The organism is Clostridium sp. KNHs205 (genome assembly GCF_000702945.1).
Classification (GTDB): Bacteria; Bacillota; Clostridia; order Lachnospirales; family Lachnospiraceae; genus Anaerocolumna.
Genome location: NZ_JNLE01000005.1, coordinates 754,101 through 769,078, shown reverse-complemented (window position 1 = coordinate 769,078; position 14,978 = coordinate 754,101). Strand labels below are relative to the sequence as shown.

Below are 14,978 nucleotides of genomic sequence, written 5' to 3'. Positions count from 1 at the left end.
CTTTGGAAGGACATTTTCGCTTATTTTTCGATATACAGACTGTTTGGTATAATTTTGCAGCACTCAAATGAAGCTGGTAACTATGAAATTAATAATATAAAGGGAGAGGATTATATGAATCGTTTTTCAAAGCAGGATATAATCAGGATGGTAAAGGAGGAAGACGTGGAATTTATCAGGCTTCAGTTCACTGATATTTTCGGTAATCTGAAGAATGTGGCCGTTACTACCAGTCAGCTTGATAAAGTGCTGGATAATAAGTGCATGTTTGACGGCTCTTCCATTGAGGGATTTGTACGTATTGAGGAATCTGATATGTATCTGTACCCGGATCTTGATACCTTTGAGATATTTCCCTGGCGACCCCAGCAGGGAAAAGTAGCCAGATTTATATGTGATGTCTACAGGCCGGATGGTACTCCCTTTGAAGGAGATCCCAGATATATTCTTAAGAAAGTAGTGGAAGAAGCGAAGGAATTGGGATATACCTTCCAGGTAGGACCTGAATGTGAATTTTTCTTATTTAACACCCTGGATAACGGTGAACCAAGTCTTGATACCATGGAAAAAGGTGGTTATTTTGATGTGGGACCTTTGGATAATGGTGAGAATGCAAGACGTGAGATGGTCTTAACCCTTGAAGACATGGGATTTACCATAGAAGCCTCACATCATGAGGTTGCACCGGCTCAGCACGAAATTGATTTTAAATACGATCATGCCATGAAGACAGCAGATAATATCATGACTTTTAAGCTGGTGGTTAGAACCGTAGCCAAAAGACATGGACTTCATGCTACTTTTATGCCAAAGCCCAAATTTGGTGTAAACGGTTCAGGAATGCATATTAATATGTCAATTGAGAAGGATGGCAGGAATCTCTTTGATGACCCCAACGGCAAGCTTGGTCTTAGTACAGAGGCATATCAGTTTATAGCAGGTATTATGCAGCATATGCCCGGTATGGCTTCTATTACGAATCCTTTGGTAAACTCCTATAAGAGACTTACCCCCGGTTATGAAGCACCTGTATACATTGCCTGGAGTGCCACCAACAGAAGTCCTCTAATCCGTATACCGGCAGCAAGAGGAAGCAATGCAAGAGTAGAGCTCAGATGCCCTGATTCTGCGGCAAATCCTTATCTGGCACTGGCTGTCTGCCTGGCTGCAGGCCTTGATGGTATTAGGAATAAGCTGACACCTCCTGACAGTGTGGATCAGAATATTTTTGAAATGAGCGAAGCAGAGAAAATTGAGAAAAATATTAAGAGCCTGCCCTCCAGTTTAAAAGAAGCCTTAACTGCTCTGGAACAGGATGATCTGATAAAAGGAGTTCTTGGAGAACATACGACGAAGAAGTATCTGGAAGCAAAATATTCCGAGTGGAACCAATACGCTGTACAGGTGTCAAAGTGGGAGACTGATCAATACTTACACCGCATTTAAATATTTATGCATAAAAAGCGTGGAGGTGATCGAATGTGCCCAGTATAATTATAGCTTTCCCTAAGATGGAAGATACCGTGAGCATAAAAAATGCACTGGTACGAAATGGATACGATGTCAATGCAACCTGCACCACCGGGGCGCAGGTTGTAACCATAGCAAATGAGTTGGATGACGGTATTGTAATATGTGGTTACCGCTTCTCTGACATGCATTACAGCCAGTTAAACGGATATCTGCCCAAAGGTTTTGAGATGCTTCTCATAGCCTCCCCCAACAAATTGGAAGAATGTACAGACAATAATATTGTCTGTCTTAGCATGCCAATTAAAATGACCGACCTTGTGAATACCCTTCAAATGATGTTTTATAATTATTCAAGACGCAGGAAAAAAGAGAAGGATAAACCGAAGCCCAGAACAGATGCAGAGAAGGAAGTCATTAACAAAGCCAAGCTTGTATTGATGGAACGAAACAATATGACAGAAGAAGAAGCACATAGATATATTCAAAAGAACAGCATGGACAGCGGTACCAATATGGTTGAAATGGCTGAAATGATTCTAAGCTTGATGTAGGATAGGGGCTATGGTAAAATAGGAGTGCTTGTGTATCCTTAATTACCATAACCCCTTTTCATTTATAATCTGAGCCTTTATAATCTGAGGGACAAGCCATTCAGGGTGAGGTAACAGCATTATATGCAATACATATAGCATTTTTGAAGTATTTTCGTCAGGAAATGTTATTTAAAATAGTAGTTAACATCATATCTGTATGCTGAAGGTTTTAAGTTATATTCAAAAACAAGAGCCTTTCAGCGGGTAGAATGAAATTATAAGTGTTAACGGAGGTATTTATGAAATTTACAAAAATGCATGGTTGCGGAAATGATTATGTCTATGTGAACTGCCTGAGAGAAAAAGTAACTGATCCGTCTGCCTTGGCCATTGCTGTCAGTGACAGGCATTTCGGTATCGGCTCTGATGGTCTGATACTCATTAAAGCTTCCGATAAAGCGGATTTTATGATGGATATGTATAATGCTGACGGCTCTTCCTCCGGTATGTGCGGAAATGGTATTCGTTGTGTGGCAAAGTATGTGTATGATTATGGCTTAACCCAGGAAAAAGAGATTTCCATAGAGACCGGTGCCGGTATCAAGTACCTGTCACTTACGACAATAGACGGTAAAGTTACAGAGGTAACTGTTGATATGGGAAATCCGATTACAGAGCCCTCACTGGTACCTGTAAAAAGTCAGGAGGATAGTGTAATTGATAAACCTATTCACGTAGGAGATACAGATTACCGTATAACCTGTGTATCCATGGGAAATCCTCATGCTATTGTATTTGTCGAGGATACAAAGAAGATTGAAATTGAGAAAATTGGCCCGTTATTCGAGCATCATGAATGGTTTCCCCAGAGAACCAATACAGAATTTATCCACGTAATTGACAGAAAAAATATTGATATGAGAGTATGGGAAAGAGGTTCAGGTGAGACCCTGGCCTGCGGTACCGGAGCTTGTGCCAGTGTTTATGCCTGCATTCTTAACGGACTTACAGAGGATGAGGTAAAGGTTAAGCTGCTGGGCGGTGAACTGACTATTCGTTATGACAGAGAAAAGAACAGAATATTTATGACCGGCCCTGCTGTTACCGTATTTGACGGTGAACTGCTTTGATCTAAATTGTAAGCTATAGAATTTGTAAGCTAAGGAATTTGTAAGCTATAGAATTTGAAAGCTATGAAAGGGTTGTCAGAGGCATACTGGGTTTGTCTGAAAACTCCTTGTACCGTTCTGAAGGCCCCACTTAGCGGTATATTGCGTTGCAATTTTGGAAATGTAACACCACTATGTCACCCAAAATGACGCCTTGCTGTTTCGCAAATTGCCTCCCACAAAGTGGTACCTCCAGCCCGGCACAAGCAGCTGTCAGACACACCTTAAGTAATGAGAAGTTAACTATAATTATTTCTGTAACAATTGTATGTAGCAAGAAAGGCTGTATAACAGCTTATTTAATATAAAAAAGCAAGGTTGAATAAAAAATGCGTATTCAACTATTGATTTAATTGCGCGTCGCAACGCGCAGGTGGTATAAAGATGTTTAAAATTAATGATAATTATTTAAAACTGCCGGGAAGCTATTTATTTTCCGATATTGCAAAGAAAGTGAAAGCCTTCGGTGATGCCAATCCGGATAAGAAAATAATCCGTTTAGGTATTGGTGATGTAACTCTTCCGCTGGCACCGGCCGTAATCGATGCCCTCCATAAGGCTACAGATGAAATGGGAAGCAAAGAAAGCTTTAAGGGGTATGCACCGGATCTTGGATATGATTTCCTTCGTGGTCTTATAGCGGAAAATGACTATAAATCAAGAGGTGTGACAATCGCCCTGGATGAAATTTTTGTAAGTGACGGAGCGAAAAGCGATTCCGCCAATATTCAGGAGATCTTTTCCCAGGATAATAAAATTGCCGTATGCGATCCCGTATATCCGGTATATGTAGATTCCAATGTAATGGCTGGCAGAACAGGAGATTATCTTGCAGATACAGGCAGATGGACCAATGTTATCTATATGCCCTGCACCAGTGAGAATAACTTCGTACCTGAATTCCCGAAAGAAGATCCTGATATTATCTATCTGTGTTATCCGAACAATCCTACAGGCTCTACTGTAAGTAAGTCCGTACTACAGGACTGGGTAGATTATGCCAATCGTATCGGTGCTGTAATCATCTATGATGCTGCTTATGAAGCCTATATTTCAGAGGAGGATGTACCTCATACGATCTATGAGTGTGAAGGAGCAAAGACCTGTGCCATTGAGCTTAGAAGCTTCTCCAAAAATGCCGGCTTTACCGGAACCAGACTTGGCTTTACCGTAATTCCCAAGGAGTTAAAGGCAGGCGAGGTTATGCTTAACAGCTTGTGGGCAAGACGTCACGGAACCAAATTCAACGGAGCACCCTATATTATTCAGGCTGCCGGTGCTGCAGTATACAGCGCAGAAGGAAAGAAACAAACCAAGGAACAGATAGCTTATTACATGAACAATGCAAAGGTTATCAAGGAAGGCCTTGAAAGCGCCGGCTACAGTGTGTCCGGTGGTGTAAATGCGCCTTATATCTGGCTTAAGACACCTGATAAGGTGACCTCCTGGGAGTTCTTTGATTATCTGCTGAATACCGCCAATGTTGTTGGTACTCCCGGTTCAGGCTTCGGACCCAGCGGTGAGGGATACTTCCGTCTGACTGCTTTTGGTACCTATGAGAATACCGTAGAAGCCATAGAGCGTATTAAGAAATTATGATTTACCCGGAATTCTTAAAACAAAATGATTATATAGCAATAACAGCTCCCTCCGACGGCAACCGTAAGGAAACAGATTTCAACCGGTTGAATAACGGAATCAGGAACCTGAAAGACATGGGCTTTCAGGTTCTTGAGGGAGCTCTTATACGTAGCAGCATAAAGGGCAGAAGTGGTGATGGAAAAGCCAGAGCAGAAGAACTGGAGGCATTTATACAGAAAAAGGATGTAAAATGGATCATCGGGGCCAAAGGCGGAGATTTTCTTATGGAAATGCTGTCCTTCTTTGACTTTGACAGTATCAGCAAACACCCTGTATGGTATCAGGGGTATTCTGATAATACCGGACTTACCTTTACCATAACAACCCTTTGCGATATTGCTGCTGTGTATGGCGGTAATTTCAATGATTTTGGTATGAAAGACTGGCATAAAAGCCTTAGGGATAACATAAAGATTATAACTGGTGAGAGAATTGTACAGAACAGCTATGAGCTGTATGAAGACGGTTTCTATGATCAGCCCACTGGTCTGGAAGGTTATGTCCTGACAAAACCTGTTGCTTTAAAACAAGTGTCGGGAGAAGAAGGAGTACCTTTGACCGGCCGTCTGTTAGGCGGCTGTCTGGATGTACTCCTGAATCTGTGCGGCACCCGTTTTGACCAGACTGCTGCTTTTGTGGAAAAGTATAAGGAGGAGGGAATCCTCTGGTATCTGGAAAGCTTTGCCCTTAACAGTGACAGCCTGATGCGTGGCTTGTGGCAGTTAAAAGAGGCTGGCTGGTTTAAGTATGCCAAAGGTTTTATCTTCGGAAGACCCGCTTTCTATGAAGAGAATTATGGAATAACCTATGAAGAAGCTGTGACTTCCGTGTTAAAGGATATTCCTGTTATCCTGGAGGCTGATATTGGACATAAAGCTCCAAGCTTTACGGTGATTAATGGGAGCATGGGAACTTTTGAATATAAGGAGGGTAAGGGGAAATTAATCATGGAATACCGATAGAATACTATGTGGAATTACTTTGCAATTTTATAAACTGATTGTTGGTTTCCAAAGTATAAAAATTTACAATGGGTGCAAGCCTAATCATAACCAATTATAATTGATTTAATAATTTAGCGTGAAAAAGTAATTTTACCCCTTGTCAGATAATATTTTCTGTGATAATATAGCTTAAAAGTAATTCTTGTATATTTATAAAGGCTGAGATAGAGACTGACCTTTAGGGATTTCACTTAAAGACAGGAATGGTGTGCCACCGACTGAGAGCATGCCTTTGGTGATAGCTATTGGAAGGAACACTCTGGAGCTCGTGAGCTGAAGAAGCAGAGTTGATTTAGCAGATGACACCAGTATCTGGTGTATGTTAATAGACGAACTTGCAGTAGGTTTATGCGCGGCACGCGTTATGTGCTTGAGAGGAAAGCTGATGCTTTCAACGCGGGTGGTACCGCGGGTTAACTCTTAACGTAAGACGATTGCCTTTTTTGCAGCCGCTGTTGAATTCCCGTCCCGGATAATTATGTGTTTTTACACATAATTATCCGGGACTTATTTTTTTGTTTCAGAGGAGGAACATCATGGAATTTGTTAAAGGAATCAAGGAAAAGGATGTATTAGAAATTAGTGATATACTTACCGGAGACTGGTTTGGTAAAGAGGTTGTTTTAAGAGGGTTCGTTCATACAGTCAGAGATATGGGAGAGATCTCCTTTGTGGTACTGCGTAAATATGAAGGACTTGTACAGTGTGTAATCGACAGTAAGGTAAAGGGACTTGAGGATAAAGCCTTAAAAGAAGGAATGACCATCGAAGTAAAAGGAATTGCAGCAACAGAAGACAGGGCTCCCAACGGATTTGAAGTCCGTCTTACTAACATCAGGGTACTATCTGAACCTGCAAAAGATTCTACCATGCCGTTGCCGATCAGTAAATGGAAGTTAAATACTTCTTTGGAGACAAAATTATCCTTAAGGCCCATTGCATTAAGAAATGTCAGAGAAAGAGCCATATTTAAGATTCAGGAGGGGTTAGTAAGAGGATTTCGTGACTTTATGTTCCAGAATCATTTTACGGAAGTAAGGACTCCAAAGATTGTTGCCGGTAATGCAGAAGGCGGTGCCAATGTATTCAAGCTTGAATACTTCGGTAAGAAAGCTTTCCTGGCACAGAGCCCTCAGTTCTACAAACAGACCATGGTTGGAATCTATGACAGAGTATTTGAAGCAGCACCGGTTTTTCGTGCGGAAAAGCATAACACTACAAGGCATTTGAATGAATATACCAGCCTTGATTTTGAAATGGGTTATATAGACGGTTTTGAAGATATTATGGATATGGAAGCAGCTATGCTTACCTATACCTTTGAATTCTTAAAGAAAGAATATGCCAAAGAGTTGAAATTATTAGATGTGAAACTGCCGGCAGCAGACAATATCCCTGCCGTGCGTTTTGATGAAGCAAAGCAGCTGGTTGCAGAAAAATATGACCGTAAGATCAAGAACCCCTATGATCTGGAACCGGAAGAAGAAATTCTTATTGGTAAGTATTTTAAAGAGGAGCACAATAGTGATTTTGTCTTCGTAACTCATTACCCCTCTAAGAAGAGACCTTTTTATGCGATGGATGACCCGGCAGATAATAAATTTACCTTAAGTTTTGACCTGTTATTCAAAGGCATGGAAGTGACCACCGGTGGACAGAGAATCCACAACTATGAAGAGCAGGTAGATAAGATGGTGAAGAGAGGTATGGACCCGGAGGAATTCACTAATTACCTGATGATATTCAAGCATGGAATGCCGCCTCACGGAGGACTTGGAATCGGTTTGGAGCGACTTACCATGAAGCTTTTAGATGAGCAGAACGTAAGAGAGACTACTCTTTTCCCAAGAGATGTATCAAGATTGGAACCTTAATAGTAAAAAGAAGCCCTTATAAAAGGTATAGTCAGACAGGAGGAAATAATGGAAGTTACAGATAAGACCATAGATTACGTGGCAGCCCTTGCAAAGCTTGAACTGACACAGGAAGAAAAAGAAAAAGCGAAGGTTGACTTAGGCAGCATATTAGAGTATATGACCACTATGAATGAGCTGGACACAGAGGGGATACAACCCCTGTCCCATGTATTCCCCATCCATAATGTATTTCGTGAAGATGAAGTATTAAACGGACCGGACAGAGACAGTCTCTTACAAAATGCACCTGCTAAAAAAGATGGCTGCTTTATGGTTCCTAAGACAGTGGAATAAACGTGCAAACCGGATTAATGAATATCCAATCAAAGATTGAGTATTCAGGAAAGAGGACAATATGGATATTACCAAATTATCGGCCCTGGAATTAGGGAAAAAAATCAAAGAGAAAGAAATCTCCGTATCCGAAGCGGTAAAGCTCCAGATAGACAGAATCAAAGAGAAGGACTCAGAATATAACTGTTATGTTTCCGTTCTGGAGGAAAGTGCCCTTGCAGAAGCGGCAGAGGTTCAGAAACGAATAGACAGCGGCGAACTTGACAATGCTCCTTTGGCGGGGGTGCCTGTTGCAGTGAAAGATAATATCTGCACCAAAGGAATCAAAACCACCTGCAGTTCCAAGATTCTGCATAACTTTCTTCCGCCTTATAATGCAACAGTAGTAGAGCGGCTAAAGGCACAGGGAGCTGTAATAATCGGAAAGACAAATATGGATGAATTCGCAATGGGAAGCACCACAGAGACCTCCTATTTTGGAATTACCAAAAATCCCAGAAATACAGATTACGTGCCCGGCGGCTCCAGCGGTGGTTCGGCAGCAGCGGTAGCGGCAGATGAAGCCTTTTATGCTCTGGGGTCTGATACCGGCGGCTCTATTCGCCAGCCCAGTTCCTTTTGCGGCGTTACGGGTATTAAGCCGACTTACGGTACCGTATCCCGTTACGGTCTGATAGCATATGCTTCTTCTTTGGATCAGATAGGACCTATTGGTAAGAATGTAGCCGACTGCGCAGCAGCCCTTGATATTATTTCAGGTCATGACAGTAAGGATTCTACCAGCGTACCCACAAAGAGTTATGAATATCTGAAAGCATTGGACGGAGATGTCAAGGGGATGAAAATAGGTATTCCCAGAGGGTATTTAGGTAACGGTCTTTCTGATGAGGTTAAAGAAAACATTTTAGCAGCAGCGAAGGAATTGGAGAAGCAGGGAGCGATTCTTGAAGAATTCAACCTAGAGGCAGTGGATTATGCCATACCGGCTTATTATGTAATCGCTTCTGCAGAAGCCAGTTCAAACCTTTCAAGATATGATGGTATCAAATATGGATATCGCACACCTGATTTTGATGGACTTCAGGAGGTATATAAGAAGACCAGAAGTGAAGGCTTCGGCAATGAAGTAAAGCGCAGAATGATGATCGGTGCCTTTGTATTAAGCTCCGGCTACTATGATGCTTATTACAACAAAGCGTTAAGAGTAAAAGCATTTATCAAAGAAGGCTTTGATAAAGCTTTTGAAAAATATGACATCCTACTGGGGCCAACAGCGCCCACTACAGCACCTAAAATCGGTGGAAGCCTGGCAGATCCCCTGCAGATGTACCTTGGAGATATCTATACGGTATCCGTTAACTTAACAGGGCTTCCGGCTATCAGCCTTCCCTGTGGCGCAGACAGCAGGGGGCTGCCTGTCGGTCTTCAGTTAATCGGTAAGCATTTTGGCGAAAAGGATATCTTAAAAGCAGCCTACCGTTTTGAACAAAGCAGAAAGGAAGTGGCTCTATGAAAACATACGAAACTGTCATAGGTCTGGAAGTCCATGTAGAGCTGGCAACTAAGACTAAAATATTCTGCGGCTGTACCACCCAGTTCGGAGGAGATCCGAATACCCATTGCTGTCCGGTGTGTACCGGTATGCCGGGTACCCTTCCTGTGTTAAATAAAAAGGTAGTTGAATTTGCAATTGCTGCAGGCCTTGCAACAGGCTGTGGCATCAATCAGGATTGCAAATTTGACCGTAAGAATTATTTCTATCCCGATCTTCCTAAGGCTTATCAGGTATCCCAGCTCTATCTTCCTATCTGCCATGACGGCGGTATTGAGATCGAGACCTCAGCCGGTAAGAAGGTAGTGGGTATCCATGAAATCCATATGGAAGAAGATGCCGGTAAATTAATTCATGATCCATGGGAGGACTGTACACTTGTAGATTACAACCGTTGCGGTGTACCCCTTATTGAAATTGTAAGTGACCCGGATATGAGATCGGCAGAAGAAGTAATTGCATATCTTGAGAAACTTAAATTAATCCTGCAGTATCTTGGGGTTTCAGACTGTAAGATGCAGGAGGGCTCTTTAAGAGCAGATATCAATCTGTCTGTAAGAGAAGTAGGCGCCAAAGAATTCGGAACCAGAACCGAAATGAAGAATATGAACTCCTTTAAGGCCATTGCAAGAGCTATTGAAGGAGAGAGAAAACGCCAGATTGAAATGCTGGAATATGGAAAGGTAGTAGTTCAGGAAACCAGACGTTGGGATGATAATAAGGATACCAGCTTTGCCATGCGTTCCAAGGAAGATGCGCAGGATTATCGTTATTTTCCTGAACCGGACCTGGTTCCTATTCTGATCAGCGATGAATGGCTGGGAGAAATTAAGAACCGTCAGCCTGAACTTCGCGATGAGAAGATGCTTCGTTATGAGAAGGAATATGACATTCCGGCATATGACGCAGGAATTATTACCGGCTCCAAACATCTGGCAGATCTCTTTGAAGAGACCGTTAGCCTATGCGGCAAGCCAAAGGAAGTATCCAACTGGCTCATGGTAGAGACCATGCGTCTTTTAAAGGAAGAAGAGAAAGAACCGGAGGACATTGCCTTTCGTGCTGAGAATCTGGCAGGTCTTATTAAGCTCATCGGTGATAATAAGATCAATAGAACCGTTGCCAAGGAAGTATTCGAGAAAATATTTAAAGAGGATATCGATCCTGTTAAATATGTAGAGGAAAAGGGTCTTTCCATGGTTAGCGATGAGGGTCTCCTTAAGTCTACTATTGAAAGAATTGTAGCAGAAAATCCTGCGTCTGTTAATGATTATAAGAGCGGTAAAGAAAAAGCTCTTGGTTTCCTGGTTGGGCAGACTATGAAGGAAATGAAAGGGAAGGCAGATCCGGGAATGATCAATAAGATTTTGAAAGAGATACTGGCTTAGTGATAGAGCTAATTTTATAATAGGCTGGTTATGAGATATGTAATGATTTGAAGGGTGGTTTTTTACAAGGGGACGGCAAATTGCACAAAACAGAAAAACTCATGCTTCAATTCCAAGGTATAAGAAGTCCTAATTCTCTGGATATTTTGCGCTTGACATATGATAAAACAGATAACTCGCTTCGCTCAAACAATCTGATTTATCATATAGCGCAAAATATCCAGAGAAAAGGACTTCTAATACCTTTCCATAGGCGCCTTCGTTCTTCTGTTTTGTACAATTTGCCTGAAATCGTAGTGAAACAATGATTTTAGTGGCTTTTACGTTTGAGTTAATATTAAAAATATCATTATAAATAATATGTAATTGGTATAAAAATTTAGGGTTATACATCTCTTCTGGATTATTATTGTTACCATGATATTTTATATTGTAATTTTAATTGACTTCTTTTAGTTTATGTATCCACTCAGTGACTATAACTTCAGTATCTGTAGACTTTCTGTTATAACCTTTTCGTATCTGTAGACCTTCAGTGGCTATATTCTTTCAGTAGCTGTAACCAACAAGTGGTTATAACATATCAGTAAGCTGTAAAAATCAGTGGATATAACATAACAGTAAGTTGTAACAAATCAGTGGATATAACATAACAGTAGTTGTAACAAATCAGAGGCTATAACTTATCAGTAAGCTGTAACCATTTAGTGCTATAACTTATCAATAGCTATAACTTTTTAGTAACAATAACTTTTCTGGAATTATAACTTATCCATATCTTCAACTTTTCTATTTCTTTTTATAGCTATTTCTATTTATTATATAAACTAGAATTTTCTCTATATCATTAATTTTTTGATATCATACTGTGAATTTATTAATAGCCAGGTATTTGTTATAAAGTACATTACATTCCACACTGAGAAACCCTGCATACCTAGATTTTGAGCATAGGATAAGAATAACCGCAGAGTTCTGATATCTTTAAACCATGCTATATACTCTTTGTTATCTTCTATATAACGAAAATATGAGGTTTGGGAAGGGTCGTTAAACTGTATGACAGAACCTGTGTCATTGGCCAGTTCTATTGCCGAAAAATAATTTATAAAATTTGCCGCTGTAATTGCTGCAAAATAGGGAAATTCCCAAAGGTATCCGATAATTGTAAAGCCCAGAATACTCTTTTGTGGAGTAAGCTGTATTACTGCTTTATTAATGGTGTTAAGTACGGCATCGAAGGGGAGCACACTGATTGGAAGGGTAGAAGGAGCCTTCCACTCATAGGTCAACTGATACAATACAGAATTGGCTGCTCTGCTTAATCCGATGTAATCCACACCTTCATAGGTAATTCCGGTTGCTGCTTCAAAGGTACTTGGAGCGATTGTTATGGATACCAGGTATCCTTCCTGGTTAAGCCGTTTTGTTACTGTATTTATAAATTCAACATAGGGCTGCCTATCCAGCGGTTGTATATAAGGGGTATCTATATTTATTCCGTAATAACCTTTGTTTCCCAGTGTTATAAGGAGATTGTCTATAAAGGCCTTCTGTACCTCCATATTGGTTATTAAGATATGAGCAATTTCTGTATCAACGCTGTTTCCTTCCGGTGTGGCAGTAATAAACATGATTGGGGCAACGCCGTAGCTTCTTGCTAATCTGACGACTTCACTATCATCAATTCCGATAAGGCTGCCATTTCGGGTGACCTGATAGGCGTAAACCGATAAGTAGGTAAGATAGGGCAAAGCCTTAATTAATACTTCCTTATCAATAAAGGGATAGGTAAATCCATTTATTTCAATGGTTGCTGTTCTGGTATCGGCATAACGTATTACGATTTCTTCCCCTATATAAAGTCCTCTGTCAGATATCCATGGATTATTGCGGAGTAGTTCCAGTATATCCGTTTGTTGAGAAAGGGAGATGCTTTCAAGGGTATCACCCCTTTGAACAATATAAGTTATAGAAGGCTGCAATATTAAAAGTGCTTCCCCCAGGGTCAGATTATCCGGTTCTGAGAGGTCATTTTCCAGCGCAAGCCTTTCAGGAGAAACCCCATAAGCATTTGCAATTGAAGTTATTGTATCACCGGGCTGAACGATGTAAATATACATGTACACTCCACCATAATGTGGTTTTTATATTATATTTATAATAGGTAGAAGTTATTATAATTTTATTACATTTATAGAAGGGTATTAGTGAATTTTCTTTTTTGAACAGCAGCGGAAGCTGGTTTACAGGATACATATTTTTTCGGACTGAAATACAACAGCTATCCCATTTGTTTATTTTTCTTATTTGCATGCAGGCAATAAAGCCTTAAAATTAAATGGTGTTAGATTGCACTACAAACTTATGGTTCACAATCAAATTTATTCTTGTTACTTTTGTTGATGGATTGGGAAAAACATTGAATTAAGGTTATTTTAATGTTATACTGAAAGAACATATTTCCATAATATGTTATATTTCAAATCGTTCAGGAGGTAAAAATGGAAAATGTGACTGGTGATTTATCAGAAACCATAGTTACGAAAGAGAAAAGAAGAGGAATTCCAGGCAGCACTTTAAAATTGATTGCAATTTTTGTAATGCTGATAGATCATATTGCAGCAACTGTTATAAGTAATATTTTGGTATCTGTGAACTTTTTTATGATGGGTTCAGCAGCATCTCAGGATACTTACTATCAAACTATGAGTGCAGTATATTTTATTATGAGAATGATAGGCAGGTTGGGATTTCCTTTATTCTGCTTTTTGCTGGTAGAGGGATTTATACATACCAGAAACAAGCTGAAGTATGTTATAAGACTGGCCCTTTTCTGTCTGATATCTGAGATTCCTTTTGATTTGGCTTTTAGTGGACAGGTCTTTTATACGGGATATCAAAATGTATTTTTTACACTCTTAATTGGTTTTGTAGTAATGTATGGGTTCCAGGGAATTTCAGAAAAATTGAATGACAAGAAATGGCTGCCGGTAATATCTGTAATTGGTGTAGCCGGTGGTGGATATATAGTTGCAACGGTAGTAAACAGTGGTCTCTATATGGTGAATGGTATCGTTTTTGCTGCAACGGGAAAATCGCTTCCTGATTTTTGGATTTACTATAATGATACCCGTTTTATTGTAATGGCTTTAATTGGTGCAATCCTTCTGCTGATAATCTATCTTGCAGGAAGAAAGTCTCATAAAAGTTTTGATGCCCTGTTTGCTGACTTAGCGGTTCTTGCCCTTGGAATGCAGGTGGCAAACTTATTACGTACTGATTATTCTGCTTTTGGCATACTAACCATTGCAGTGTTCTATGTATATAGAAGAAATCCTTTCAGGTCTGCGCTGGCAGGTTGTATTGTATTAAATATTATGACACTGGATGAAATAACAGCATTTTTTACGCTGATACCCATTGCTAAGTATAACGGTGAAAGAGGATTACGGTTAAAATATGTTTTTTATGCATTTTATCCCGTTCATTTATTTATTCTGTATATCATATGCAGGATAATGAAGATTATATAAGTAATAGATAAGACATCAATCTAGTTAGATATCAATCTGAGTAAGAAGTCAATCTAGTTAGATATCAATCTGAGTAAGAAGTCAATCTAGTAAGACATCAATCTAGTAAGGCATCAATCTGAGTAAGAAGTCAATCTAGTAAGGAATCAATCTGAGTAAGGAATCAATCTAGTAAGACATCAATCTAGTAAGGCATCAATCTGAGTAAAGCGTCAATCTAGTAAGGAGTCAATCTAGTAAGACATCAATCTAATAAGGCATTAATCCAGTAAGGTATCAATCTCAGTAAGGCAACCATCTGAGTAAGGGTCAATCAAAGTAAGGGTCAATTAAAGTAAGGGTCAATCAAAGTAAGGCAATAATCTAAATAAATTAAAAGGTATACAAATTACCAAGGGTGTGTCTAAAAACTGCAATGAGTTATCAGACACACCCTTGATTGTTTTTCGAATCTAGCTTTTGTGCAAATCTA

11 protein-coding genes are annotated in these 14,978 nt (G+C 40.0%); 10 read left to right on the top strand and 1 reads right to left on the bottom strand.

Annotated elements, in window-relative coordinates:
- The first annotated feature begins 114 nt into the window (after nucleotides 1-114).
- The 9 genes from glnA to gatB all read left to right on the top strand — a co-directional run bounded on the left by glnA (nucleotide 115) and on the right by gatB (nucleotide 10,970).
- Nucleotides 115-1,446: a type I glutamate--ammonia ligase gene (gene glnA / locus BR73_RS0122965; protein WP_033168875.1), complete on the top strand. Its 1,332-nt coding sequence runs from the start codon at nucleotides 115-117 to the stop codon at nucleotides 1,444-1,446.
- 35 nt (nucleotides 1,447-1,481) lie between these two features.
- Nucleotides 1,482-2,024: an ANTAR domain-containing protein gene (locus BR73_RS0122960; RefSeq protein WP_156034907.1), complete on the top strand. Its 543-nt coding sequence runs from the start codon at nucleotides 1,482-1,484 to the stop codon at nucleotides 2,022-2,024.
- A gap of 281 nt (nucleotides 2,025-2,305) precedes the next feature.
- A complete protein-coding gene (gene dapF, locus BR73_RS0122955; RefSeq protein ID WP_033168173.1) occupies nucleotides 2,306-3,136 on the top strand; it encodes a diaminopimelate epimerase in 831 nt (276 codons plus the stop codon).
- A gap of 423 nt (nucleotides 3,137-3,559) precedes the next feature.
- On the top strand, nucleotides 3,560-4,774 hold the full coding sequence (locus tag BR73_RS0122950) for an LL-diaminopimelate aminotransferase (protein WP_033168172.1): 1,215 nt from the start codon (nucleotides 3,560-3,562) through the stop codon (nucleotides 4,772-4,774).
- A complete protein-coding gene (locus BR73_RS0122945) occupies nucleotides 4,771-5,778 on the top strand; it encodes a S66 peptidase family protein (protein ID WP_033168171.1) in 1,008 nt (335 codons plus the stop codon). The genes BR73_RS0122950 and BR73_RS0122945 overlap by 4 nt, the downstream gene beginning before the upstream one ends.
- 578 nt (nucleotides 5,779-6,356) lie before the next feature.
- On the top strand, nucleotides 6,357-7,694 hold the full coding sequence (gene aspS / locus BR73_RS0122940) for an aspartate--tRNA(Asn) ligase (RefSeq protein WP_033168170.1): 1,338 nt from the start codon (nucleotides 6,357-6,359) through the stop codon (nucleotides 7,692-7,694).
- A 48-nt stretch (nucleotides 7,695-7,742) separates the two neighbouring features.
- On the top strand, nucleotides 7,743-8,030 hold the full coding sequence (gene gatC, locus BR73_RS0122935; RefSeq protein ID WP_033168169.1) for an Asp-tRNA(Asn)/Glu-tRNA(Gln) amidotransferase subunit GatC: 288 nt from the start codon (nucleotides 7,743-7,745) through the stop codon (nucleotides 8,028-8,030).
- Between the two features lie 61 nt (nucleotides 8,031-8,091).
- Complete coding sequence (gatA, locus tag BR73_RS0122930) at nucleotides 8,092-9,543, top strand: Asp-tRNA(Asn)/Glu-tRNA(Gln) amidotransferase subunit GatA (protein ID WP_033168168.1); 1,452 nt, start codon at nucleotides 8,092-8,094, stop codon at nucleotides 9,541-9,543.
- Nucleotides 9,540-10,970, top strand: coding sequence for an Asp-tRNA(Asn)/Glu-tRNA(Gln) amidotransferase subunit GatB (gatB, locus tag BR73_RS0122925; protein ID WP_033168167.1), 1,431 nt, complete (start codon nucleotides 9,540-9,542; stop codon nucleotides 10,968-10,970). The genes gatA and gatB overlap by 4 nt, the downstream gene beginning before the upstream one ends.
- An 839-nt stretch (nucleotides 10,971-11,809) precedes the next feature.
- Here gatB and BR73_RS0122915 read toward each other — a convergent pair.
- A complete protein-coding gene (locus tag BR73_RS0122915) occupies nucleotides 11,810-13,093 on the bottom strand; it encodes a LysM peptidoglycan-binding domain-containing protein (protein WP_033168165.1) in 1,284 nt (427 codons plus the stop codon).
- Nucleotides 13,094-13,474: 381 nt separating this feature from the next.
- Between BR73_RS0122915 and BR73_RS27855 the strand changes: the two genes are divergently transcribed.
- Nucleotides 13,475-14,506 carry a TraX family protein gene (locus tag BR73_RS27855; RefSeq protein ID WP_051685510.1) on the top strand — a complete coding sequence of 344 codons (1,032 nt, stop codon included), beginning with the start codon at nucleotides 13,475-13,477 and terminating at the stop codon, nucleotides 14,504-14,506.
- The last annotated feature ends 472 nt before the right edge of the window (nucleotides 14,507-14,978 follow it).